Consider the following 21,176-nt stretch of genomic DNA (forward strand, 5'->3'; position numbering starts at 1 on the left):
TTTTTAGCAAACTTTTCGTACTTCCATTCCCAGCAACGCCCCCAATTTTTCGATTTTTGAACTGATATGCCCAATCCCGATGGCGCAATGATGCGCAGGGCCGTGGCTGTTCCAATCGTTAACAAATTTACGGGCACCGATAGAAAACTTATATCGGCTGTTGGTGTTGCCAATCTCTAAAATCGGCCCCGCAACCGATTCTGCCTCGGCCACCAATAGCATTAGCCCACCGCCTCTTTTTTCTACAACGGACAATAGGGTAACGGGGCCATTTTTTACGCTCATTTCGACCGAAACCCCTTTGCCTACTTTGCCGTGGTAGACTTTCAAGGGGCGCACTTTGGTTTTACCTTCGGCAATGGCAATGTGCCCTGGGCCATCGTGGCCCATCAGCACCACATCGTCCGCAAAATCCATGGCGTAATATTCTGTAAATGAACCACCTACTCCAAAACTGTCCATGATTTTCATGGCTTGGGCGTTTTTGATTTCGTATTCACCCGCTACGGGTACGCCATTGGCGGTCAGTAGAGAATTTCCCAAAATAATGGACGCAATCGCTTCTTCATTCTCTGGATTGCCCGTTCCTTTGTAATAATACGCCATCGAGCCCAGCTTGTGCTTCTCCACCAAGCGCTCCAGCGCTACCGATGTAACGGCCGCTTTTTCAAGCTCCTCAGGCGGGCAATCTAGCTGAATATCAAATGTTTCCTGAAATAACTGAAGGCGTTGGATAATTTCAGCCTGACTTACTTCTTTTCGTAATTCAGCCAATTCTTCCACTTCCAACAACTCAATATGGCCACCGAAATGCGCGTAATGTTGGGTCAGGTCTGAATAAATATCCAACATTCCGCTGTAATAATGCCCCATGCAGCCCAACCGATTGTAAGCCATGATATTGACAACTTTGGCCGCCTCTACCCACTCGCTAACTTCCCGCCAAGTTTCAGCGTCGTGGTGCAACATCCCCGTAATTTGGTGGAACCTAATCCCCACCCGATTGAAGACATTGGCGATTTCGGGTACGGGGCAGGCCGAACAGTACGCCAGCCATTCGCCCGTCATTTTGGTGCGGTCGGTCATGGCATTGAATGACGTATAATCAATGGCCGCTTGGGGCGATAAGTTAAGAATGATGACAGGAACTTTGGCGCGCTGCACGACGGGCAAAACCGTTGAAGACAGCGCGTAGGTAGTTACGTACAAAAAGATAATATCGACATCTTCGGTCTTAAACTGTTTTCCTGCTTCAAATGCCTTATCAGGCGAATCCACCAATCCGACGTTGAGAATGTTTGCGTGAACGGTGGCCAATTTTGCCTCAACTACCCCCAGATAACCTTCTAAGCGCTCTTTTAATCCTTCGAACTGCGGCCAATAAGTATCTAGCCCAATACCAAACAGTCCAATTTTTAAGGTTGTATTCAATTTCATCATACGTTAGAATTCATTCCAAACGGTAGTACACTCACAATATAAATATCACTTTGTACAACAGCAGACTGGCCCATTTTCAAACCAAATCAGTACTAAAGGATATTTATGGTAATATTCCACAAATAAATAGTATTTTCGACCATCCACAAATGACCGTTTTGATTATTGTTTTATATTTTTTGATATGAAATTATTTAGAAAATACTTTACCCTTGACCCCGGCACAAACGAACAAAATCAGGGAATAAACATCCTCAATGTAGGGCATAATATTCACCCAGCCAATCATCCTTACCCTGACATCCAACACCCTAACGACTACTATTTTGAGTGGGATAAAGGTAGAAGCCTAAAAGAGTACCAAATCATTTATATTTCCAAAGGAGAAGGCTATTTTGAGGCCAACGGCCTCCCCCCGCAAGTCATTGAAGAAGGAACCATTATTTTGCTGTATCCCGGGGTTTGGCACCGCTATCGTCCCAAAGAGAAAACGGGATGGGAAGAATATTGGGTGGGGTTTTCGGGCACGTATGCGCATTATTTATTGGAACAGGAATGTTTTAATCCCCAAAATCCAATCATTAAAGTAGGTTTTAACGCTGAATTCTTGGAGACTTTTTCGAAGCTCATTGAGGTAATTGAGGCTCGTGGCGACTCTTTCCAAAAACTATCTTCTTTTCAGCTCATTCACCTTTTGGGAATCGTGTACGCATCGGTCTTGTTGTCTAACCAAAAGATATCGAGAAAAGAAGAAATCATTGACAAAATACGGGACGAAATCCACAGAAACTGGAACAAAGACATTGACTTTGAAGCACTTGCTAGAAAATTTAACCTAAGCTATATCTGGTTCCGAAAAACCTTCAAAGAAGTGTTAGGTACCTCACCTAACCAATACCACCTTACCCTTAAATTGCGCAAAGCGGAGCAACTCATTCAGGAAAGCAACCTGACATTGGCCGAAATTGCGTATCAATCTGGCTTTGAATCAGAGTTTTATTTTTCAAGAATTTTCAAAAAGAAGATGAATTACAACGCCTCTGAGCTTCGTAAGAAGAAGTAATCAACCTCACCACCGCATTCTGAAGCCTACGCCATGAATTCCTTCAATCTTGATATTGAGGTCGTCGCAAAGGTATTTACGTAAGCGCGACATAAACACATCGAGGCTACGTCCCATAAAATAATCATCGTCGCCCCAAATGGCTTTGAGCAAGTCTTCGCGTTTGATGACCTGATTGCGGCGTTCAGCCAAATAGCGTAGAACTTCGGCTTCACGAAAGGTCAAATCTTGCGTTTTACCGTCGATTTGAAGGTATAATTTTTCAAAATCAAACGCATAATTACCAACGTTGGTTACTCCTGACGTTTGCGTTATTGATTCATTGGCTTGATTTTTTTGACTTCGGCGGAGAAAAACTGCTATTTTGAGTACCAATTCTTCCATGCTGAAAGGCTTGGTGAGGTAATCGTCTGCCCCGAGACGGAGGCCGTGGAGTTTGTCTTCTTGCAACGAACGCGCCGTCAAAAAAAGAATGGGAACATGCATGTCTTGTTGACGAATTTTCTGCGCCAACGTAAATCCATCAAGGTGCGGCAACATCACATCCAACACGCATAAATCAAAAGGTTGCTGTTTCTGAAAAGTTTCTAACGCTTGCAATCCGTCCGTACAATGGACGATGTCATAATGATGAAGTTCGAGGTTATCTTTGGTCACAAAACCCAAATTTGGGTCATCTTCAACATATAAAATACGCGGCATTTTCAGGGGTTCTGTTATTGGTGAAATCGTATCAGTAAGTAGAATTACTGCTCATCGAGAATTTATGGCGGAAAGTACAGATGCTTTCCTCTACTTTTTTAATGGAATCAAAATCTTAAACTCGCTTCCCTTATTCACTTCACTCTTGAGTTGGATTCTCCATTGGTGCGCTTTAGCAATCTGCTGTACATAGCTCAGGCCAATGCCAAACCCTTTTACGTTGTGGACATTTCCAGTCGGAATCCGGTAAAACTTTTTGAAGACCTTATCTTTGTATTCAGGGGCAATTCCTATGCCATTGTCTTTGACTGACACCACCAATGAGCCATTTTCATTGAATGTCTCCAACAAAATTACGGGGTTTTGGGGCGTATATTTAAAAGCGTTGTCAATTAAATTGCTGATGGCATTCGTAAAATGCATCCGGTCAGCGTGAATATAAGGCTCCACAGCGTTCAGATGAAGGGTCAGGTCTTTCTCGTACTTATGAGATACTGAAGTAATGACTTGATGGGCGTCGAGCCATTCAATGGTAAGTGGCAGCTTATTTTTTGCCGCCTTGGCCATATTCAGGACGGTTTCCACTTGGGTTTGGAGGCGTAGAGCCTCTTCTTTGATAATCGCAGTGTATTTTTTGAGGCGTTCGGGCTGGTCCTTGATGGCGGGGGTGTTGAGCACGTCGGCTGCGATACGTATCGTAGCAATGGGCGTTTGCAACTCGTGCGTCATGTTGTTAATGAAATCGCGCTGTATTTCGGTCAGTTGTTTTTGCCGTAAAATGACAAACAGGGCATATCCAAAAAAACTAACTGCAATCAACACCAGCAACGAAGACCAAATCCAGCCTCTAAGGTCGTTGATGACCGCACTATTTTGATTGGGAAAACGTACGCCAAAATAATAAGGATATTTGTTGGATTTGAGCCAATTGGCGGTTTGAGTTGGGGTTTTGTTGTCATTGCGGGTACTCAAGGCTACGCCATAAAACATTTTATTGCTGGCACAATCATAAATTCCTACTTCAAAATCAGTAATGATATTATGCCTAACAAAGCTCGTTTTGAGGTAATGTTCCAGAATGCCTGGATCAACCATGGAGTTGGTATTAACCAAAAAATAATTGGAAGAAAGTTGCTCGACGGGGTTGTTGTGCAGCATCACGGCGTTGAGCTGCGCAAGCTGCTCGGCCACTTCCTGCAAAGACACATGTACCTGCTGATTGAACTGGCGCTCTCCCATGTCGAGGGCTTTCCTTACCCAATATATCTGAGTCACAATGACCCCAATGATGGACAATGTGGATAAAATTACCAGAAGGCGTATCGTTTTTCTTGACATAAATACAGGCGTAGGCTTTTAATTAAAATTGCCTGTTGGCAATATTAACCAAAAAACACATACGAATTTAGGACGTAGACGGATTCTTACCAATGGATTAACAAACCATTAACAAAAGTTGAGTTTTCATTAACACAGGCACAAGCCCTAACCTTCTACTTTTGAAAAGTCAATTGATCAAAAAAATAATTAATCACTTTAAGACTTATTATTATGAAAAAAGTAACACTTCCTTTATTATTATTTTTTGTTACCACGTCGCTCGTCTTTGCAGGTGCGGCAGTAGCAGCGTTTGGTTGGGCAGAAACCGCCCACAATTTTGGCCAAATCGCACAGGGCAAGCCAGTTACGGCCGAATTTGCGTTCACCAACAAAGGTGCCATTCCCCTCATCATCCACAAGGCTTACGGTTCATGCGGGTGTACGGGGGTAGATTATCCCAAACAGCCAATTATGCCAGGAGCATCGGGCACGATCAAAGCGACATTTAACGCCGCCGCCGTTGGAACATTTAACAAAACAGTCACGGTAGAATCCAACGCAGAGGGTGGATTGGTGACGCTAAACATCCACGGAGAAGTCACTAAATAACCATATCAGATTGGATGTAGAAAAGTACAACACAGTCATGAAACAAACAGGCGCACCCCGAAAGTGCGCCTGTCATTGTCATGAAACCACAACTCCTTATTCTACATAGTCAAGCTCTTTATGAAACGTTTCTTCCATGAGAAAAAGGGAAAGATACGCAATCGCAAAACAGAGCAGCGCTACCAGTCCACCTGCCGAAATAGCCCCCATGCCTGGTTTGAGGTATTGATACAAGGGAAGCGTCAGTAGCGTAGTGGCCCGCACAAAATTAGCCACGGTCGAGGTAGCCGTAGCGCGCAAATTGGTCCCGAAACTTTCGGCCGTTACCGTTAAAAACATGGCGATATAACCAATCGAAAAGCCCAAATACGCACACACAATATAAAAAGCCGCTGCCTCGGTGATACCGCCATACAGATAAATAATCACCCCCAGCAAAGTCATAGTGGTCATGATACCAATTGCCATGCGACGCGATTTGAGCCACTGACTCAACACCCCACTGAACATATCTCCGATGACCATTCCGACAAAAACGTACATCACGCAACGTCCGGTCACTATCTCTTCCGTGATACCCAACGCCTTTGCAAATTCATTGCTGAACGTGGCCAAAATTCCGATGACAAAATACGTAGGCACACCGACCCCGATGCAACGCATGTATTTCCAAAAACGGGCACTATCAGTAAAAAACGCCGACATACTGCCCAGTCGCAAACTTTGGGTTTTGGCCTGCTCAAACATCCCTGATTCATACACGCGTATCCGCAACAGCAGCAGAGCCAACCCCAAACCACCACCCGCAAAATACGTAGTGCGCCAGTCAAACCATGAGTTGGTCAGGAAAGCCACCACCGCACCCAAAAGCCCCACACTCGCCACAATCGAAGACCCATAACCGCGTAGCTTTTGGGGCAAAATCTCAGAAACCAACGTCAAGCCTGCCCCCAATTCCCCCGCTAGCCCTACCCCAGCCATAAAACGCAGAAAACCGTACAGCATAGGCGTTTGCACAAAACCGCATAGGATATTAGCCAGCGAATACATGATAATAGAGCCAAATAAGACCGACAGCCGACCACGTTTATCGGCCAAAATTCCCCATAAAATTCCCCCTATCAGCAATCCCGCCTGCTGCCAGTTGTAAATGGCTGCGCCTACACTCGACACTTCTTCGGGGCTAAGACCGAGGCTTTTGAGGCTCGGTACCCTTACGATATTAAACACAATCAAATCATATACATCCACAAAATAGCCCAGCGCAGCCACAATAACGGGCAAGCTCACTAAACGGCTTAAAGAGGTAGGTTCGGTACTGCTGTTTTTCATAAAATTATTAACGGAAAGGGTCATCAGGAACGCAATTACGGAAAAAGGCGTTTTTGTGTAAAGCGATGAGGGGTAGATTTTATACTTTAATGCGTAAATCACCAGAAAATTCTCCCAAACGCATTTTTACGTTAATTCTCTTCCAAAATGATGGAAACAATTGTCATCGGTTTGCTTTTTTTAGGAGCGTTGGGGTACGTCGGCAACCGCCTACGAAAAGAATTAAGCCCCAAAAAATCGGGTTGCGGCAAAGGCTGCGGATGTGAGAAATAAGGGTAAAGTTGAAGTGGCAAAGGGTAAAGTTGAGGCTTTTTTTGCAAGTTTGTGCTACGAAATTAGAACCGACAATCCTATCAATGACATCAATCGCCGTTATAGGTGGTGGCAGTTGGGCCACTGCTATTATCAAAATCCTGTCCGAAAACAACGTATCTATCCGTTGGTGGCTGCGCGACCGTGGCGCCGTTGACCACATCCGGAAGCACCATTACAATCCCGATTATCTCCGCGATGTGCGCCTAAGTCCCCGTAAAGTAAAGACTTTTTCTAAAATTACCGACGCCCTAAACGGTGCCGAATACGTCATTTTAGCTATTCCTGCCGCTTTTGTTCAGGAGCCGCTCCAAGGACTAACCGCCCAACATTTTGCAGGCAAACGGGTCGTTTCGGCCATTAAAGGCATGATTCCCGAAAAAAACTGTCTGGTTACGGATTGGGTAGAGGAGCGTTTTGAAGTACCGCTGAGTCAGATTTCCGTCATTGCGGGCCCGTGTCATGCCGAAGAAGTGGCGCTCGAAAAGCAATCCTACCTCACCATCGCCTCCACCGACGAAGCCTGCGCTTCGCATTTTGCCCAATTGATGAATTGTCGGTTTGTCACCGCCAACCCTTTGGTGGATTTGTACGGGGTTGAGTACGCCGCAGTGATGAAAAACATAGTGGCATTAGCCTGTGGCATCAGTCACGGATTGGGCTACGGAGATAACTTTCAGGCGGTCTTGGTTTCCAACGCCATGCAAGAAATCCGCCGTTTTGTCAATGCCGTAGACCCGCGTGAGCGTGATTTGAGCGCCTCGGCCTACCTCGGCGATTTGCTCGTAACAGCTTATTCGCAATTTAGCCGCAACCGTACTTTTGGCAACATGATTGGGCGCGGGTACAGCGTTCAATCGGCCCAAATGGAAATGAAAATGATTGCCGAAGGCTACTACGCCGTCAACAGTATTTTTGAAATGAACAAGAAATACGGCGTTGAAATGCCCATCACAGAAGCCACCTACAGGATTCTCTACGAACGTCAGCCGCCAGCCACTGAAATTGGATTGCTGAAAATGAAACTTCGATAGCTACTAAGAAGCCCCTATGAGATTTGATAAATTCATCCCGACAGCGCAACTTAGCCCCTACATTAAATACTTTGTGGTGGCCGAAAACGCGCAGGAAAGCCAATACAAGGTTTTTCCTGCGTCGGGCCTTGTCATTGGATTTCAGTACCGTGGGCAGCTTTCAACCGTTATCAATAATGTGAAATTAAATTTGGAAACATCGGGCATAACGGGTATTTCTGACCACTATAAACTCTTCAAAAACTCCGCCAACATCGGGACCCTATTGGTTTACTTTACCGAAATCGGCTTTACGCACTTTACGGCAAGCCCCGCCCACGAACTATTTAACCAAAGCATTTCGCTCGACGATATTTTTGACAAGAACAAAGTACGTGAAGCGGAAGAAAAACTCTCATCTGCCACGACGGATGCCCAGCGTATTCAGATTATTGAACAATTCTTTCTCTCGCATCTCAAAGACATTCAAAACGACCGACTTATCGTTGAGGCGGTCAAACTCATTTATCAGTCAAAAGGAGCCATTAAAATCAAGGAGTTAAACGAAAAGCTGTTTATCAGCCAAAGCCCTTTTGAGAAACGTTTCAGAAAATTAGTGGGCACTTCCCCCAAAAAATTTGCGTCGATTGTTCGTTTCAATACGGTATTAAATGATTTGAATGGCCCGAAATCGCTTACTGACATTTGCTACGGAAACAACTTTTTTGACCAAGCCCATTTTATCAAGGACTTTAAACAATACACGGGCGACACTCCCGAACAGTTTAAGCGGTTCTTATAAAAACGGTTTTTTACAATGACAGCGCCTTCATTTTGAGGACTTTTGCATTGTACAAATTATCGTTTAACGACCAAAAAATCAAAACCAATGTTTACCATAGACCAAATTAAAGCCGCCCATTCAAAAGTAAAATCGGGTGCCGATTTTCCCAACTATATTCAAGAGCTGGTTCAATTGGGTGTGACCTCCTATGAAACCTACGTTTCAGACGGACACACCGACTATTTTGGGAAAGATGCCTACCATACTTCAACTACCCCGGCGTATGATACCCTGTTTATTGCCGAAATAAGCAATGCCGAACAATTCAAAATTGACCTAAATGCGCATCAGCAAGGCCAAACCGACTATCCTACTTTTTGCAAGGACTGTGCAAAATCGGGCATCGAAAAATGGACAGTTGCGATGGACAAAATGACTTGCACCTACTATGACAAGGCCGAAAATAAACTGTTGACGGAAATTATACCACAATAGAACGGCCCTAGAAAACCCCAAAATTCAGGCATTTGTGGGGCAAGTGAGCAAAAAGATTCGGGCCGCCCTTCGTGAAGGGCGGCCCGAATTGTGCAGAATCTCCCTGATTATTTCTCAATCAACACATTCGACTCCTGATTTTTATCGAAAGTATTCACCGTCGTTAAATCGGCGTTGGCCGAAGCGCCGTAGCCCACAAATACCCCATAACCGCCGCTGCCGCTGATAGCCGTATTTTTGATGGTCATGGTGGCACGGTTGCCGTAGATGGCTACGTTTGCCCGCTTGCCTGACACAATAGCTACGCTGCCCGCATTTTTAACCTCTACTTGTTCAAGCAAATTTTTCGGGTCAGCCGAGTAACAAATCAGTCCGCGCCAATAGGCCGCCGTGTTGTTGGCTCCGTTAAAAACTATTTTCGCGGCCGCCGTTCCTTTGGCCAAAATATACCCGTCTGTATTGATTCTGATGACGGCGTCGCGGTTCATTTCCAGAATAACGCCCGGGTTTAATTTCCAACCGGTACTAACCGTAAATTCACCCGTCAAGCGGTAAGGAGTTTTGTCGGCAAAACCCGCCCACGTGATTTCTTCTTTGCCTTTGATGCCCGAGGCGGTCACTTCTACCACATCGCGGCCATTTCCACCTTTAAACGTCGAAGCGGCATCCAATTTTGCCACATTTTCGGCAGTAAGCATAATCCCCGCTTCGGTGTTGTTCGAAAAAGCATTTTGTGAAAATTCGCGTATAATAGACCCGTCGTAGGCATAGATTCCGTAGCCTTCGTTTTGTGAAAACACGGTATTTTTAAGGGCAATCTGCGCCTTGCTACCTCCCGACATAAACAAGGCAGATTTTGTAGTGCTGAAGACGGTACGGCTACCTGCGTGCATTATTTCCACGTATTCCAAGAGATTGGCGTTGCTACCCGAATAAAGCGAAATACCTACCCAATACCCTTTGGTTTTCTGTACGCCCACAAATTTGATTTTGCGGTTGGCTTCACCCTTGGCGATGATAAGTCCGCCGTTGTCGTTGATGTTCATCCGCACATCTCGCTCAAACGCAATGACTACGCCCGGAGCAATGGTCAGTTCGTTGTTGACGTCAATGGATTTGGTTACGATGTAGTCTGGCAAGTCGGGATTGGCTACGCGGTCGGTGAGGTTGGTCTTTACGGTGATGTTTGCGGTAATGGCCAAAGGCTCGGCCACCGATGCGGTTATCAGCACTTTGTCGGTACTTTTGCCATTGGCACTACTAACGGTCAATTCTAGCTCGTATTCGCCTACTTCATCAGGCGTAAACGTAGGCTTAAACGACGACGCGTTTGAGAGGGTTACGGTACTTTTGGCGGGCTTACGCAATAGCTTCCACTCTACCGTGAGCGGCTTGCCCTGCGCGTCGCTTGACTCAGAGGCATCCAAGCTGACCTGTTGCCCTACCTGTACGGATTGGTCTGCGCCCGCTTTTGCCGTAACCGTAAACGTTGGATCCACAATTTCTTCCTTCTTACACCCCGTCATTATCAACATGAGCATCATCAAAGGCACAAATAGCGAGGCGATAGCAGCATTTTTGGCAAAAGGCATTGCCTGAACCCGCAGGTTCTGAAGTACATTTTTTTGTTTCATGGCTTAAATTACTGTTTGAATTTTTGAACGCTCAAAAGTAATTGGCCTAGCCCTCAAGCAAAGGGGCATTTGTGCTGAAACGGTAAAAGTGAGTGCTGAAGTGATAAAAAAAGCCGCGTTTTAACAAATATCGTCGGTGAGGTTATAACTCCACCGACGATAACAATGCTAAAAATTAAAACGAACGCCAATGCTGGCCTGCGGGTGAAGATAAAAAATGTCAGGAATCAATTCAATGTAAAGTCCGCCTTCCAGAAACAAGGATAAGGGACTGTTTGGTACAAAATATTCAGTTCCTGCCAAACCCGCGCCTCCGAGCGAAATATTATTGGTAAACACTTTGACACCGGGCACATTGCTAGGGTCAAAATAATAGCGACGTGAGTTGATTTGGCCTCCGAAGCCGTAATAAACGTGCAGTTTTTCAGCTTTGAACAACCCCTTGTGCCACAGGTACGCCGCCCGCACCGAGAATCCCGCATTTTGGTAGGTACCTTTGCGGTACTTGCGGTCGCGGCCATAAAACAGGCCATACGTTCCTGCCGATATATCTAAGGCTTTGTTGTCGCCAAAATATTTACGGACATTCAGCCCAGAAGGCTCCACCAATTGAAATCCAACCGCCCAATTATTATACTGCGCCATTGAGGGTAGAATGCCCAAGGCGGTAAGCAACAAAGTGAATAAAAGCTTCTTTTTCATCTACTGTAGTGTTAATTTTAATAATGACAATCGGCGGCCTCAGAACCCTTATCGGTTATGCCATGATGGCAAATGCTTTCAGCGTTTCTAACAGCGTTTTGTTTTCCTCCGCCGTGCCGACCGTAATCCGAAGGCATCCATCACACAGAATTACTTTTGAACGGTCACGCACGATGATTTTTTGGTCAATTAAGTACTGCATCACGCCCGACGCATCGTCAAATTCGACGAGCAAAAAGTTGGAATCTGAGGGATATATCTTTTTAACTAACGGCAAGTCGGCCAAATTCGTGCGCAAATGCTCCCGCTCCGCCAAAATATCATTGACCAATTGTTTTTTGGTTTCGACATAGTCCAGTGCTTCAAATAACAACTGCTGCGTAGCCCCGCTGAGGTTGTAAGGAGGTTTGATTTTGTTTAATACCTTAATAATTTCTTCGGAGGCAAAACACATTCCTAAACGCAGCGAAGCCAACCCCCACGCCTTAGAAAAAGTCTGTAACACAATCAGATTGGGATAATTATCCAATTCCTGCGTAAACGACGGCTCACTCGCAAAATCAATGTACGCTTCATCGACGACCACCAATCCCTGAAAATTGTTCAGAATTTCTAAAATTGCTTCGCGCTGTACCAGATTTCCACTGGGGTTATTGGGCGAGCATATCCACACAATTTTGGTTTTGGGGGTCAACGCCGCCAACACTTTAGAGGTATCAATCTGAAAATCAGACGTCAATGGCACTTTTATTACAGGTACATCGTTGATGTCGGCGCTTACCTGATACATGCCGTAGGTAGGCGGCATGAGCAGCATATTGTCTTCACGGGGCGTGCAAGTGGCCCGCACCAAAAGGTCAATGGGTTCGTCAGAGCCATTGCCCAGAAAAATTTGGGTAGGTCGTACGCCTTTAATTGGCGCCAATTTTTGTTTGATAGCCCACTGGTACGGGTCGGGATAGCGGTTCCAGTGCTGCCCGTTTACCGACTGATAGGGATTTTCATTGGCATCCAAAAAGATACCTTCTTTGCCCGTATATTCATCCCGCGCCGACGAGTACGGCACCAAGTTAAGGATGTGCGGACGGAGGATTTTTGTTAAGTCAAAAGTCATTGTGGTAGGTATTTCTGATAGACACAAACGGGTAGCACAAGGCCTGCCCCCACGTTTACATTATTTCAAACTGCTCAATCGAAGGCTCACGGCGCGCTTGTGGGCGTGGAGCGATTCGGCTTCGGCCATGGCTTCAACGGTCGGTCCGAGGGATTTGAGGCCTTCGGGAGTGATATGCTGAACGGTGATTTTTTTCACGAAACTATCCAACGACACTCCGCTGTATGCCCGGGCGTGGCCGTTGGTCGGCAGAGTATGATTGGTGCCCGATGCGTAGTCGCCGCAGGATTCAGGGGTATAATTACCTAAGAAAATAGAACCCGCATTGATGATTTTTTCGCAGATTTCCTCGGCGTTTCTTACGCTCAAAATCAAGTGTTCGGCGGCGTATTCATTGAGCAAGTCAATGGCTTCGGCTTCATCTTCGACCAAAATTGCCTTGCTATTTTCAATCGCTTTTCGCGCCAATTCCTTACGGGGCAACGCTTCCAACTGTGTAGAAAGCGTAAGATTAACCGATGCTAAGAATTTCTTATCTGTCGATACCAACAACACTTGGCTGTCTGCACCATGCTCCGCTTGCGACAATAAATCCGCCGCAACAAACGACGGAACCGCCGACCCATCGGCGTACACTGCCACTTCAGAAGGGCCCGCAGGCATATCAATAGCCACGCCTTCTTTGGCCAGCAACATTTTTGCAGCCGTTACGTATTGGTTTCCCGGCCCAAAAATCTTATAAACTTTGGGGACCGACTCCGTTCCATAAGCCATCGCCGCAATGGCCTGCGCTCCGCCTATTCTGAAAATTTTGGTCACGCCCACCAACTGCGCCGCGTACAAAATGGCGGGGTGGTCGCTAGGAGTACAGAGAACAATCTCCTTACAACCAGCCAGTTGTGCAGGCACACCAAGCATCAGCACGGTACTAAAAAGCGGAGCCGAGCCTCCAGGAATATACAATCCCACTTTCTCGATACCCACGCTGCGCCGCCAGCAAGTAACGCCCGACATGGTTTCAACTTTCTGAACAGGCTGGTACTGGGTTTCGTGAAATTTCCGAATATTAGCATACGCCTGTCGGATGGCGGCTTTGAGTTCTTCGGTAAGACTGGCCTCCGCTACCGCCACTGTTGCGGGGGGCATGGCAATCTCTGTAAGGTCAATTTTATCAAATTTGAGGGCCAAAGCGCGCAAGGCGGCATCACCTTCTTTCTGAACCTGTTCCAGAATCGGTGCTACGGCTTTTTCGATATTGGCCATGCTTTGCGTCGGTCGAGCTAAAAGCGCAGGCCACTCACTGCGGTTGGGATAAGGGATAATTTGCATAGTTCTGTAAGAAATGTCGTGCCAAGCAATGACTACACTGTTATCGAATCATTTTTTCAATAGGAATGACTAAAATCCCTTCGGCACCAGCTTCGCGTATTTTTTCGATGTTGGTCCAAAAATCATTTTCATTAATAACCGAATGAAGCGACACCCAGCCTTCGGTCACCAGCGGCAATACGGTCGGTGCTTTCATGCCCGGAATGTATTGCATGATTTTATCAACGGCCTCGGCAGGACAATTGAGCAGAATGTATTTGTGGTTTTGCGCCGCCTGTACTGCCTTAATTCTAAACATGATTTTGTCCAGCAAAAGGGCTTTTTCGTCGCTTAGATTCGGAGCCGCAATCAAAATCGCTTCCGAACGATAAATGACCTCTACTTCTTTGAGGCCGTTGCTCAAGAGCGTGCTTCCTGAACTTACGATGTCACATACGGCATCGGCAAGGCCAATGCTTGGCGCAATTTCAACCGAACCGCTGATTTCATGAATGTCGGCTTCTACGCCATTTTCTTTCAGGTAATTGCCCAAAATACGCGGATACGACGTAGCAATGCCCCGGCCTTGAAGGTCTTCAACGCCGTTCCATTGTGTACCGCGCGGAATAGCCAACGACAAACGGCACTTCGAAAATCCTAATTTATGCACTACGGTCACCTGACGGCCCGTTTCGGTATATACATTTTCTCCAACAATGCCCAAGTCGGCCACGCCGTCTTCGACGTAACCAGGAATATCATCGTCGCGCAGGAATAAAAATTCGGCGGGAAAATTGGCAGAAATAGACTTTAACTTTCCGGAAGAACTGCTATCGAACTGAATACCGCATTCTTTGAATAATTTGATGGAATCGTCGCTGAGACGTCCGGACTTTTGAATGGCAATGCGTAACATTTTTGAATAACGAAAAGAATAGATGAGCAAATGATTGAGTGGGATTCACTATCTGTGCGCGTACGATTGCCTGAGCAAAAGTCGTTCTAACACGAAATAGGGAGGCAAAGTTAATGAAAACGCATGACTTATATCCAGAAGCCCTACGCATGGAATAGTATCTACGCTCGCCCGCAGGCGTGGTGGTGGTGATGTCGAAAAAAAGCGTAGTTGCGTGTTTTCACGAAGAATTGTACAAATTGAAGCTGCAAATGTAGGGTAGGCGCGCAGGATTGTCAAGGATTTGTACAAAAAAAGCAATTTTAACAAAAAAAATACGCGTCAGCGTATGATTGTAAGTAAGTCGGACGGAGTATTTTAAAGGATAAACTAAAGGTTCAAGGGGGATTACACCCTCCGACAGTGGCTTGAAAAATGCTTCCCGAAGACGTCGAAAACCCTGGTTTAAGCTCTACCGATTTACCTGCTGAATACGAAATTGCACTTCCTTTTGCCGTCTGATTAGTAGAGGTAATGGTCAGGTGTGCCTCAAATGATTGGGTTCCGAGGTGAGGTGGAGAACTAAAAACAAGTTGGTCAGGGCAGGGTTGCAACTTTCGAATAATAAACTGATCAACTACCTGTTTATCAGTCCCTATAAACTGAAACCAAAGACTGTCACGTGTGAAGGTCATTTTAGCAAAGCCATATTTATTAAAAACAGAAGTCGCCATTGCGTTATGAATCCCAGAGCCTTTCAAAGCAACTCCTCCCGTCCCCACTACGGCATAAACCGCCCCTTTGTTCGTTTTTTGATAGGGTTCGGGAAACCCCGTCCCCGTAGACAAGCGATACGAATCGTTGAATTGTGACGAAGTACCATAAAAACCGTGCATAAAATGACTTCGTTCGTACCCGTGGCAATGGCCCGTCAATACTAAATCCACCCCGTATTGTTCCAAAATAGGAACTATATTTTGCCTCATCTCCACCATGTCTATTTCGAGGTCACTGTTGTGTGAGCCTTTTGAAAAGGGGGGATGGTGAAAATAGACAACCCTCCAAAGGCTTTTATCCGCCTGCAAATCTTGCCGAAGCCAATTGGCCATTGCACCAGTAGCGCTGCGAAAAGGAGCCTCTGTTGATTCTAAAACAATGAAGTGAACGTGCCCATAATTGTATGAATAATAGGCGGCAGTATTGGAGGCTACACCCCCATATTCTCCCGATGACGGAAGACTAAAATACTCAAAATAAGGCCCAGTTTGGGTAGTGGGAGAAGAACTGACGGCATCATGGTTTCCCAAACTCGGCAGAAGATTGAGTTTAGGATAATGATTTCGATAATGAGGGCCAAAGGCATGGGCCTCATACTCAGCCGCTGAGCCGATAGGATACGCATTATCGCCATACCATTGCCAAACATCCGCCTGCTGTGGCAAAACATTTTCCACATCGTTTTGCGCCGTTGTACTTACCCCGAAATCCCCAATCCCAATCACCGTTACGGGACGTACGAAGCTACCCGAAACCGGGGCGGTATGAAAATGATAATTTGTGTCGACTGGAAAGGTATAACTTGTACTTCCAATGCGGTATGAATAATGGGAGTTGGGCGTCAAACCCATTATTTTCACAATATGCTCAGTGGTTTGGAGCGAATTGGAATAGGTGGCAGCGCCAATGGTCACGACCGAATTTGTGGGACTGTCTGTCCGCCAGCGAATAGTCGCTTTGGTATCAGAGTTATTTAAATAAGGCCCACGCGTGATAATGGACTGGGCGCAGCAAACCGTAGAAGATGTGCATAGAAGTACCCAATAATTCATAACGTTCATACTTTTTCTCCCTTTATTCCTCTATCAATCCAGTATATATCGTCTATAAATCGTCGGCAATATAAAAGGTTAAATTCAAATTGGTACATTAAAAAAATGTCTGTTTCTTTAATGTGATACTCAATTACATCCCAAAAGTCACATCAAAACTATACCTAAACTTTCTTTCTGGGCTTTCCCAACTAAGTAACTCGCCACAGCCAAATCCTGCACAGCATTGCCTACGGACTTAAAAACCGTGATTTCATTCTCCGAAATGCGTCCCGGTTTTGCTCCCAAAATAATCTCACCTAGCTCCACAAAATTTGAGGTATCTCTGAGCAACCCCTCTTTCATGGGCAACACAATATCTCCCGCCTCGGCAATGGCCGCTGTTCGTTGGTCTACCACTATGGTCGCGGCCTGCATGGTCTGCCCAGAAATTTCGCGGGCATCGGGTCGGTACGAACCTACACCGTTGATGTGTACACCTTTTTTGAGGTAGCGATGTTCAAAAACAGGCACGTTGGACGTAGTGGCGGCGCAAATAATATCCGCCTCCAACAACTGCTCAGGGGTGTGCGCTACTTCTATTTTCAGCCCCGTTTTTGCCCGCATTTCTTTACAAAAAACTTCTGTATTTTCAGGATTTCGCCCAAAAACTAGCACTTTTTGCAGCGCCCGTACAGCAGCAACTCCCTCAACCTGCGTACGTGCCTGCACTCCAGTACCAAAAACCGCCAACACAGTCGCGTTTTTGCGGGCCAATAAATCTGTTGCCAAGCCAGACGCCGCCCCCGTTCGTAAGGCGGTCAGGTATTCAGCATCCAATAGCGCCAGCGGCTGTCCGTTGGTGCCATCCATCACGAGCATCAGCCCGTGAATCAAGGGGAGATTTTGCGCTGGATTATCTCTAAAAATCGTGACCATTTTCAGGCCTAAAGCCTCGGCTGATGGTAGATACACAGGCATAAAGAGCGTTTGGGCGTTTTGTTGGGGCTGCGGCAGGTTTACCCTCAAAGGCACCACCGCCTCCCCCACCGATAGGCTGCGAAAAGCTTCTTTCATCAATTCGATGGCCTCAGGCATGGTAACTCCTTCTTCGACGGCCTGACGGGAAAAATAGCGAAGTTGAAACATTTTCAGAAAATATGTTTTAATTTCTATTGGTTAGTAAATTTATCCAGTGTCTCTTTAGCTAATTGCATAATCTGTAACCAATGAGTATTTTCAAATATTTCGGGGATGTCAGGAATATCTTTTGGTAACATATCTAATGACTCATTGAACTTGTTATCGAAGTCTCTGAGCCATTTCAATTCATTTTCATTCCAAATATCTCTAAACCATTTTTGATTTTGATGATATTTGTAAAACCCATCCCATTGAGCAATTAACTCGTATGGAATATGAACAAAAGGCACAAATCTTTTATAACCAATTTGCCTTTCATTTGAGGCTAATGTGTAGAAAAAATCCATGATATGGTTTCTTGAGTTTTTTTGTAACTCAGTCATTGGTTGTTAGAATTAAATTTACCGCAAGAAGAACCCTTTTCCCAATTCATCTTTTGGGTCAATCAAAAAGGTGTTTTTACCGCAAATATGAGCGGTCCCTTCCACTTCAGGGATAACCGCCGCGTGCGGGCCAAAGGTGGTAACGGATTGAAGGGAAGCGGTAAATCGGCTCCCTACAATGCTCTCAATCACCATTGGCTGATTGATGGCCAGCTCCCCACGCGCGTGTTGCAACGCCACGCGCCCGCTCACCCCCGTTCCCGTAGGACTGCGATCCACTTCGCCATCGGCAAAAATGCACACGTTTCGGCTGTCAACGCCTTCGGCATGGCCTTTTCCGTAGAAAATGGTCCCGTATAAAAAGCTCAAATCTTTCTCAAAAGGATGCACAATGGAAAGTGAATCCATCACAGCCTTTTTGATGGCCATTCCTTTTTCAATCAACAAACGATAATCTCCAGTCGTCATGCCCATGCCCAGTGCGTCTGCGTCTACATACGCATAAAAAGCCCCGCCGTAGACCACATCAAATCGCACTTCGCCCAATCCTTCAATCATCAAAGATTGGTCGCGGTACAAGACAAAGGAAGGTACATTTTGAAATTTCACCGACGTTATCTGGCCATTTTTCACGTTGGCATAGGCCGTAATCAAGCCCGCTGGCGTATCAATTCTAACCGTTGTAACTGGTTCCTTTACCTCAATCAATCCTAATTCAACCGCCATTTTTGTTACTGCTATAATTCCATGCCCACACATGGAACTATAGCCTTCATTGTGCAAAAAAATCACTCCAAAATCAGCCTCTTTGGTTACTGGTTCGGTAACGATGCACCCGTACATATCCGCATGACCGCGCGGCTCCCACATCAAGGCTTTGCGCAATTGGTCAAGGTTTGTTTTTAAATAAGCCCGTCGTTCCAGAATTGTATTCCCCTTGATTTCGGGCAAACCGTCCGTGATAATTCGTAAGGGTTCCCCTCCCGTGTGGGCGTCGATGGCGGTCAATTGAAGCCAATCTTGGGGCGGTTTCCAGGCATTAAGGGCACGTAGGCGTTGATTAAAAGGAGTCATAAACTGAAAGAATACGGGAACAGTATTTTTGAAAGTGCATCGAAAATAACTACATTTCGACCAATTTTCTAAAAAAGACACACGATGAAAATAGGATTCCTACAATTTTGCCTCGTAGCTACCCTTTTTATAAGTTTTCAAACAATGGCGCAATATGGTGGGTACGGCGGCTACGGTGGCGGCTATGGCCGTGGATACGGTTCTCGCAGCATGAATCAGCTTCCCTCTACGCCCAAAAAACCACTGACGCCAGACCAAATTGCCGAAGAGCAAACCAAATGGTTGGACAAAAAAGTAAAGCTTACCGAAGATCAATCAATTTCTATCGAAACGCTCAATCTGGACCATGCCCTGAAATTAAGCGATTATCAGGAGGCGTTCATGAAAATACACGCCAATTCACGCCCTTCTCCGCAGGAAATCCAACAAATCCGAGAAACGGTGGATAAATGGCAAACGGAAAAAGATGAAAAGTTCAAAGGCATTCTCACACCCGAGCAGTGGGCAATCTACGAAAAGAAGAAAAAAGGAATGCCGTATACCCAAACTTCTAAAAATTAATTTTTGGTCATGAGTTGTGCAAGTAGTCACAACTCATGACCAAAAGATATTAACTAGCTAAAACGCAAAGGATTAAAAGCCTGCACCTCCATTGATTCCGCCTTGCCCGTCACAATTTCAGCGACTAATTTTCCCGTAGCAGGGCCCAAACTCACGCCCATCATTCCATGCCCCGTGGCGAGCGTAACATTATCCAGTCCTTTTACTCGTCCGATATAAGGCAGCCCATCGGGCGAACAAGGCCGCAAACCGCGCCATACCTTGTCTACTTCGGGTAGTTGTACTTCTAGTTCGGGATAATAATTGGTAATTCCCTGTACAATTCCCCGCACGCGGTTCATATTGACCGTCATGTCGGTTCCTGCCACTTCCAAGGTACCTGCAAAACGTAAGTCCCCGCCCATCGGAGTCGCCGTGGCGCGCGCTTCAAGCATGATGGCGGGTACGTGGATATTATTTTTCACATTTTTGAGCATGAAACTGTAGCCTTTCCCGCCCTGTAAAGGCAACGAAATACCCAACTTCTCTGTCAAAACGGGCGACCAAGCCCCCGCCGCAATGATTAATTCTTCGGTTTTATGACTCCCTTTGGCCGTTTGTATGGCCGTTATTTTTGTTCCTTTTTTCTCAAAACCAAGCACCTCTTCGTTCTCCAAAACCTGCACTCCCTGTTTTTTAAGAAAGTCTAATAAATTCTTAATAAGCAAGTTGGGTGTTATGTGTGCATCACCTGGGTAGTAAACTGCGCCACGCACATCTACCCGAACCTCAGGTTCAAGCGCCTGCACCTGAGCGCCGTTCAGCATCTCCGCCACAATGCCCGCCTGATTGGCCAAGTGCGCTTCTTCGGCCATTTCGTGCTCGGTATCGGCGTTTTTGTACAACATCAACAATCCGCGCTCGTGCCACCCAAAATCTACGTCGCCAGAAGCAGCCAAATCTTGAAAGAGTTTTTTAGAAAGCAAACTTATATCCCGCAAAATAGGGATGGAACGTTGGACGTGTTGTTCGGTGGAATATTTATAAAACAGCAATCCCCATTTCATCAAATCCCAACTCAACCGTGGCTTTACATAAAACGGACTGGTGGATTTCAGCATCCAGCGCAAGCCTTTGGCAATCATGCCCGGCTGGGCCAACGGCACAATATGACTCGGGACAATCATGCCTGCATTGCCAAAAGAGCAACCGTCGAGAAACGCTCCTTGCTCAATGATAGTGACCGAATGGCCCGTTTTTTGAAGATAATACGCCGAAAAAAGGCCGCTTACCCCTCCCCCGATAATCGTTACTGAATTCATCGTTTGAAATTTACATTCTTCAGGCCAAAGGTACGATGCCCCCGAGGAGTTTTCATAGCCAGAAATTGATGAATTTTGATAAAATATTAACTACCCTATTTTTAATCAGATATAAAGATTTGTTTTACATTTGTACACTTACTTCCTGTAGTGAATATTCAAAATTTCAGCCATATAGAATAT

The 21,176-nt window shown here is 45.8% G+C and carries 21 protein-coding genes; 7 read left to right on the forward strand and 14 right to left on the reverse strand.

Annotated elements, in window-relative coordinates; genetic code table 11:
- Positions 1-3: 3 nt before the first annotated feature.
- Entirely contained in the window at positions 4-1,437 is a 1,434-nt protein-coding gene (locus GVN20_RS09570) for an arabinose isomerase (RefSeq protein WP_166558190.1), read from the reverse strand.
- A 187-nt stretch (positions 1,438-1,624) separates the two neighbouring features.
- Between GVN20_RS09570 and GVN20_RS09575 the strand changes: the two genes are divergently transcribed.
- Positions 1,625-2,503: an AraC family transcriptional regulator gene (locus tag GVN20_RS09575; protein ID WP_166558086.1), complete on the forward strand. Its 879-nt coding sequence runs from the start codon at positions 1,625-1,627 to the stop codon at positions 2,501-2,503.
- Between the two features lie 6 nt (positions 2,504-2,509).
- Here GVN20_RS09575 and GVN20_RS09580 read toward each other — a convergent pair whose 3' ends face one another.
- On the reverse strand, positions 2,510-3,205 hold the full coding sequence (locus GVN20_RS09580) for a response regulator transcription factor (protein WP_166558087.1): 696 nt from the start codon (positions 3,203-3,205) through the stop codon (positions 2,510-2,512).
- A gap of 90 nt (positions 3,206-3,295) precedes the next feature.
- Positions 3,296-4,543 carry a sensor histidine kinase KdpD gene (locus GVN20_RS09585; protein ID WP_166558088.1) on the reverse strand — a complete coding sequence of 416 codons (1,248 nt, stop codon included), beginning with the start codon at positions 4,541-4,543 and terminating at the stop codon, positions 3,296-3,298.
- Positions 4,544-4,756: 213 nt separating this feature from the next.
- Here GVN20_RS09585 and GVN20_RS09590 point away from each other — a divergent pair, with 213 nt between their 5' ends.
- The gene (locus GVN20_RS09590; protein ID WP_166558089.1) at positions 4,757-5,134 is read left to right on the forward strand and encodes a DUF1573 domain-containing protein; all 378 of its coding nucleotides are present in this window, start codon (positions 4,757-4,759) and stop codon (positions 5,132-5,134) included.
- A gap of 96 nt (positions 5,135-5,230) precedes the next feature.
- Here the strand turns inward: GVN20_RS09590 and GVN20_RS09595 are convergent, their stop codons facing one another.
- Complete coding sequence (locus tag GVN20_RS09595; RefSeq protein WP_229599009.1) at positions 5,231-6,490, reverse strand: MFS transporter; 1,260 nt, start codon at positions 6,488-6,490, stop codon at positions 5,231-5,233.
- A gap of 123 nt (positions 6,491-6,613) precedes the next feature.
- Here GVN20_RS09595 and GVN20_RS09600 point away from each other — a divergent pair, with 123 nt between their 5' ends.
- The 4 genes from GVN20_RS09600 (at position 6,614) to GVN20_RS09615 (ending at position 9,070) form a co-directional block, all read left to right on the forward strand.
- The gene (locus GVN20_RS09600) at positions 6,614-6,739 is read left to right on the forward strand and encodes a FeoB-associated Cys-rich membrane protein (RefSeq protein WP_229598173.1); all 126 of its coding nucleotides are present in this window, start codon (positions 6,614-6,616) and stop codon (positions 6,737-6,739) included.
- An 83-nt stretch (positions 6,740-6,822) separates the two neighbouring features.
- Entirely contained in the window at positions 6,823-7,812 is a 990-nt protein-coding gene (locus tag GVN20_RS09605) for an NAD(P)H-dependent glycerol-3-phosphate dehydrogenase (protein WP_166558090.1), read from the forward strand.
- A 16-nt stretch (positions 7,813-7,828) separates the two neighbouring features.
- A complete protein-coding gene (locus tag GVN20_RS09610; RefSeq protein ID WP_166558091.1) occupies positions 7,829-8,593 on the forward strand; it encodes a helix-turn-helix transcriptional regulator in 765 nt (254 codons plus the stop codon).
- An 87-nt stretch (positions 8,594-8,680) separates the two neighbouring features.
- Positions 8,681-9,070, forward strand: coding sequence for a DUF1398 domain-containing protein (locus GVN20_RS09615; RefSeq protein WP_166558092.1), 390 nt, complete (start codon positions 8,681-8,683; stop codon positions 9,068-9,070).
- A gap of 107 nt (positions 9,071-9,177) precedes the next feature.
- On the opposite strand, the gene GVN20_RS09620 is transcribed toward GVN20_RS09615, so the two are convergent.
- The 9 genes from GVN20_RS09620 to GVN20_RS09660 all read right to left on the reverse strand — a co-directional run bounded on the left by GVN20_RS09620 (position 9,178) and on the right by GVN20_RS09660 (position 19,131).
- Positions 9,178-10,704, reverse strand: a complete 1,527-nt coding sequence (locus GVN20_RS09620; protein WP_229599010.1) for a right-handed parallel beta-helix repeat-containing protein — start codon at positions 10,702-10,704, stop codon at positions 9,178-9,180.
- A gap of 168 nt (positions 10,705-10,872) precedes the next feature.
- Entirely contained in the window at positions 10,873-11,406 is a 534-nt protein-coding gene (locus tag GVN20_RS09625; RefSeq protein WP_166558093.1) for a hypothetical protein, read from the reverse strand.
- Positions 11,407-11,461: 55 nt separating this feature from the next.
- Entirely contained in the window at positions 11,462-12,520 is a 1,059-nt protein-coding gene (gene hisC, locus GVN20_RS09630; protein WP_166558094.1) for a histidinol-phosphate transaminase, read from the reverse strand.
- Positions 12,521-12,580: 60 nt separating this feature from the next.
- Positions 12,581-13,849 (reverse strand): histidinol dehydrogenase, encoded by a 1,269-nt coding sequence (gene hisD, locus GVN20_RS09635; protein WP_166558095.1) that lies wholly within the window; start codon positions 13,847-13,849, stop codon positions 12,581-12,583.
- Positions 13,850-13,889: 40 nt separating this feature from the next.
- Entirely contained in the window at positions 13,890-14,744 is an 855-nt protein-coding gene (gene hisG / locus GVN20_RS09640) for an ATP phosphoribosyltransferase (RefSeq protein WP_166558096.1), read from the reverse strand.
- 377 nt (positions 14,745-15,121) lie between these two features.
- Positions 15,122-16,552: a metallophosphoesterase family protein gene (locus tag GVN20_RS09645; protein WP_166558097.1), complete on the reverse strand. Its 1,431-nt coding sequence runs from the start codon at positions 16,550-16,552 to the stop codon at positions 15,122-15,124.
- Positions 16,553-16,699: 147 nt separating this feature from the next.
- Positions 16,700-17,680, reverse strand: coding sequence for an ornithine cyclodeaminase family protein (locus tag GVN20_RS09650; RefSeq protein ID WP_166558098.1), 981 nt, complete (start codon positions 17,678-17,680; stop codon positions 16,700-16,702).
- Positions 17,681-17,703: 23 nt separating this feature from the next.
- On the reverse strand, positions 17,704-18,057 hold the full coding sequence (locus GVN20_RS09655; protein ID WP_166558099.1) for a hypothetical protein: 354 nt from the start codon (positions 18,055-18,057) through the stop codon (positions 17,704-17,706).
- A gap of 18 nt (positions 18,058-18,075) precedes the next feature.
- Entirely contained in the window at positions 18,076-19,131 is a 1,056-nt protein-coding gene (locus tag GVN20_RS09660; RefSeq protein WP_166558100.1) for a proline racemase family protein, read from the reverse strand.
- A gap of 84 nt (positions 19,132-19,215) precedes the next feature.
- On the opposite strand from GVN20_RS09660, the gene GVN20_RS09665 reads away from it, so the two are divergent.
- Entirely contained in the window at positions 19,216-19,692 is a 477-nt protein-coding gene (locus GVN20_RS09665; RefSeq protein WP_166558101.1) for a hypothetical protein, read from the forward strand.
- Between the two features lie 53 nt (positions 19,693-19,745).
- On the opposite strand, the gene GVN20_RS09670 is transcribed toward GVN20_RS09665, so the two are convergent.
- A complete protein-coding gene (locus tag GVN20_RS09670; RefSeq protein ID WP_166558102.1) occupies positions 19,746-20,993 on the reverse strand; it encodes an FAD-binding oxidoreductase in 1,248 nt (415 codons plus the stop codon).
- Positions 20,994-21,176 lie beyond the last annotated feature (183 nt).

It is taken from the genome of Runella sp. CRIBMP (assembly GCF_009905605.1).
Classification (GTDB): domain Bacteria; phylum Bacteroidota; class Bacteroidia; order Cytophagales; family Spirosomataceae; genus Runella.

What these genes read in the sequence shown, in the direction of transcription:
- GVN20_RS09570 (WP_166558190.1), bottom strand. Translation starts at nt 1,437, where the DNA reads ATGAAATTGAATACAACCTTAAAAATTGGACTGTTTGGTATTGGGCTA.
- GVN20_RS09575 (WP_166558086.1), top strand. Translation starts at nt 1,625, where the DNA reads ATGAAATTATTTAGAAAATACTTTACCCTTGACCCCGGCACAAACGAA.
- GVN20_RS09580 (WP_166558087.1), bottom strand. Translation starts at nt 3,205, where the DNA reads ATGCCGCGTATTTTATATGTTGAAGATGACCCAAATTTGGGTTTTGTG.
- GVN20_RS09585 (WP_166558088.1), bottom strand. Translation starts at nt 4,543, where the DNA reads ATGTCAAGAAAAACGATACGCCTTCTGGTAATTTTATCCACATTGTCC.
- GVN20_RS09590 (WP_166558089.1), top strand. Translation starts at nt 4,757, where the DNA reads ATGAAAAAAGTAACACTTCCTTTATTATTATTTTTTGTTACCACGTCG.
- GVN20_RS09595 (WP_229599009.1), bottom strand. Translation starts at nt 6,490, where the DNA reads ATGACCCTTTCCGTTAATAATTTTATGAAAAACAGCAGTACCGAACCT.
- GVN20_RS09600 (WP_229598173.1), top strand. Translation starts at nt 6,614, where the DNA reads ATGATGGAAACAATTGTCATCGGTTTGCTTTTTTTAGGAGCGTTGGGG.
- GVN20_RS09605 (WP_166558090.1), top strand. Translation starts at nt 6,823, where the DNA reads ATGACATCAATCGCCGTTATAGGTGGTGGCAGTTGGGCCACTGCTATT.
- GVN20_RS09610 (WP_166558091.1), top strand. Translation starts at nt 7,829, where the DNA reads ATGAGATTTGATAAATTCATCCCGACAGCGCAACTTAGCCCCTACATT.
- GVN20_RS09615 (WP_166558092.1), top strand. Translation starts at nt 8,681, where the DNA reads ATGTTTACCATAGACCAAATTAAAGCCGCCCATTCAAAAGTAAAATCG.
- GVN20_RS09620 (WP_229599010.1), bottom strand. Translation starts at nt 10,704, where the DNA reads ATGAAACAAAAAAATGTACTTCAGAACCTGCGGGTTCAGGCAATGCCT.
- GVN20_RS09625 (WP_166558093.1), bottom strand. Translation starts at nt 11,406, where the DNA reads ATGAAAAAGAAGCTTTTATTCACTTTGTTGCTTACCGCCTTGGGCATT.
- hisC (WP_166558094.1), bottom strand. Translation starts at nt 12,520, where the DNA reads ATGACTTTTGACTTAACAAAAATCCTCCGTCCGCACATCCTTAACTTG.
- hisD (WP_166558095.1), bottom strand. Translation starts at nt 13,849, where the DNA reads ATGCAAATTATCCCTTATCCCAACCGCAGTGAGTGGCCTGCGCTTTTA.
- hisG (WP_166558096.1), bottom strand. Translation starts at nt 14,744, where the DNA reads ATGTTACGCATTGCCATTCAAAAGTCCGGACGTCTCAGCGACGATTCC.
- GVN20_RS09645 (WP_166558097.1), bottom strand. Translation starts at nt 16,552, where the DNA reads ATGAATTATTGGGTACTTCTATGCACATCTTCTACGGTTTGCTGCGCC.
- GVN20_RS09650 (WP_166558098.1), bottom strand. Translation starts at nt 17,680, where the DNA reads ATGTTTCAACTTCGCTATTTTTCCCGTCAGGCCGTCGAAGAAGGAGTT.
- GVN20_RS09655 (WP_166558099.1), bottom strand. Translation starts at nt 18,057, where the DNA reads ATGACTGAGTTACAAAAAAACTCAAGAAACCATATCATGGATTTTTTC.
- GVN20_RS09660 (WP_166558100.1), bottom strand. Translation starts at nt 19,131, where the DNA reads ATGACTCCTTTTAATCAACGCCTACGTGCCCTTAATGCCTGGAAACCG.
- GVN20_RS09665 (WP_166558101.1), top strand. Translation starts at nt 19,216, where the DNA reads ATGAAAATAGGATTCCTACAATTTTGCCTCGTAGCTACCCTTTTTATA.
- GVN20_RS09670 (WP_166558102.1), bottom strand. Translation starts at nt 20,993, where the DNA reads ATGAATTCAGTAACGATTATCGGGGGAGGGGTAAGCGGCCTTTTTTCG.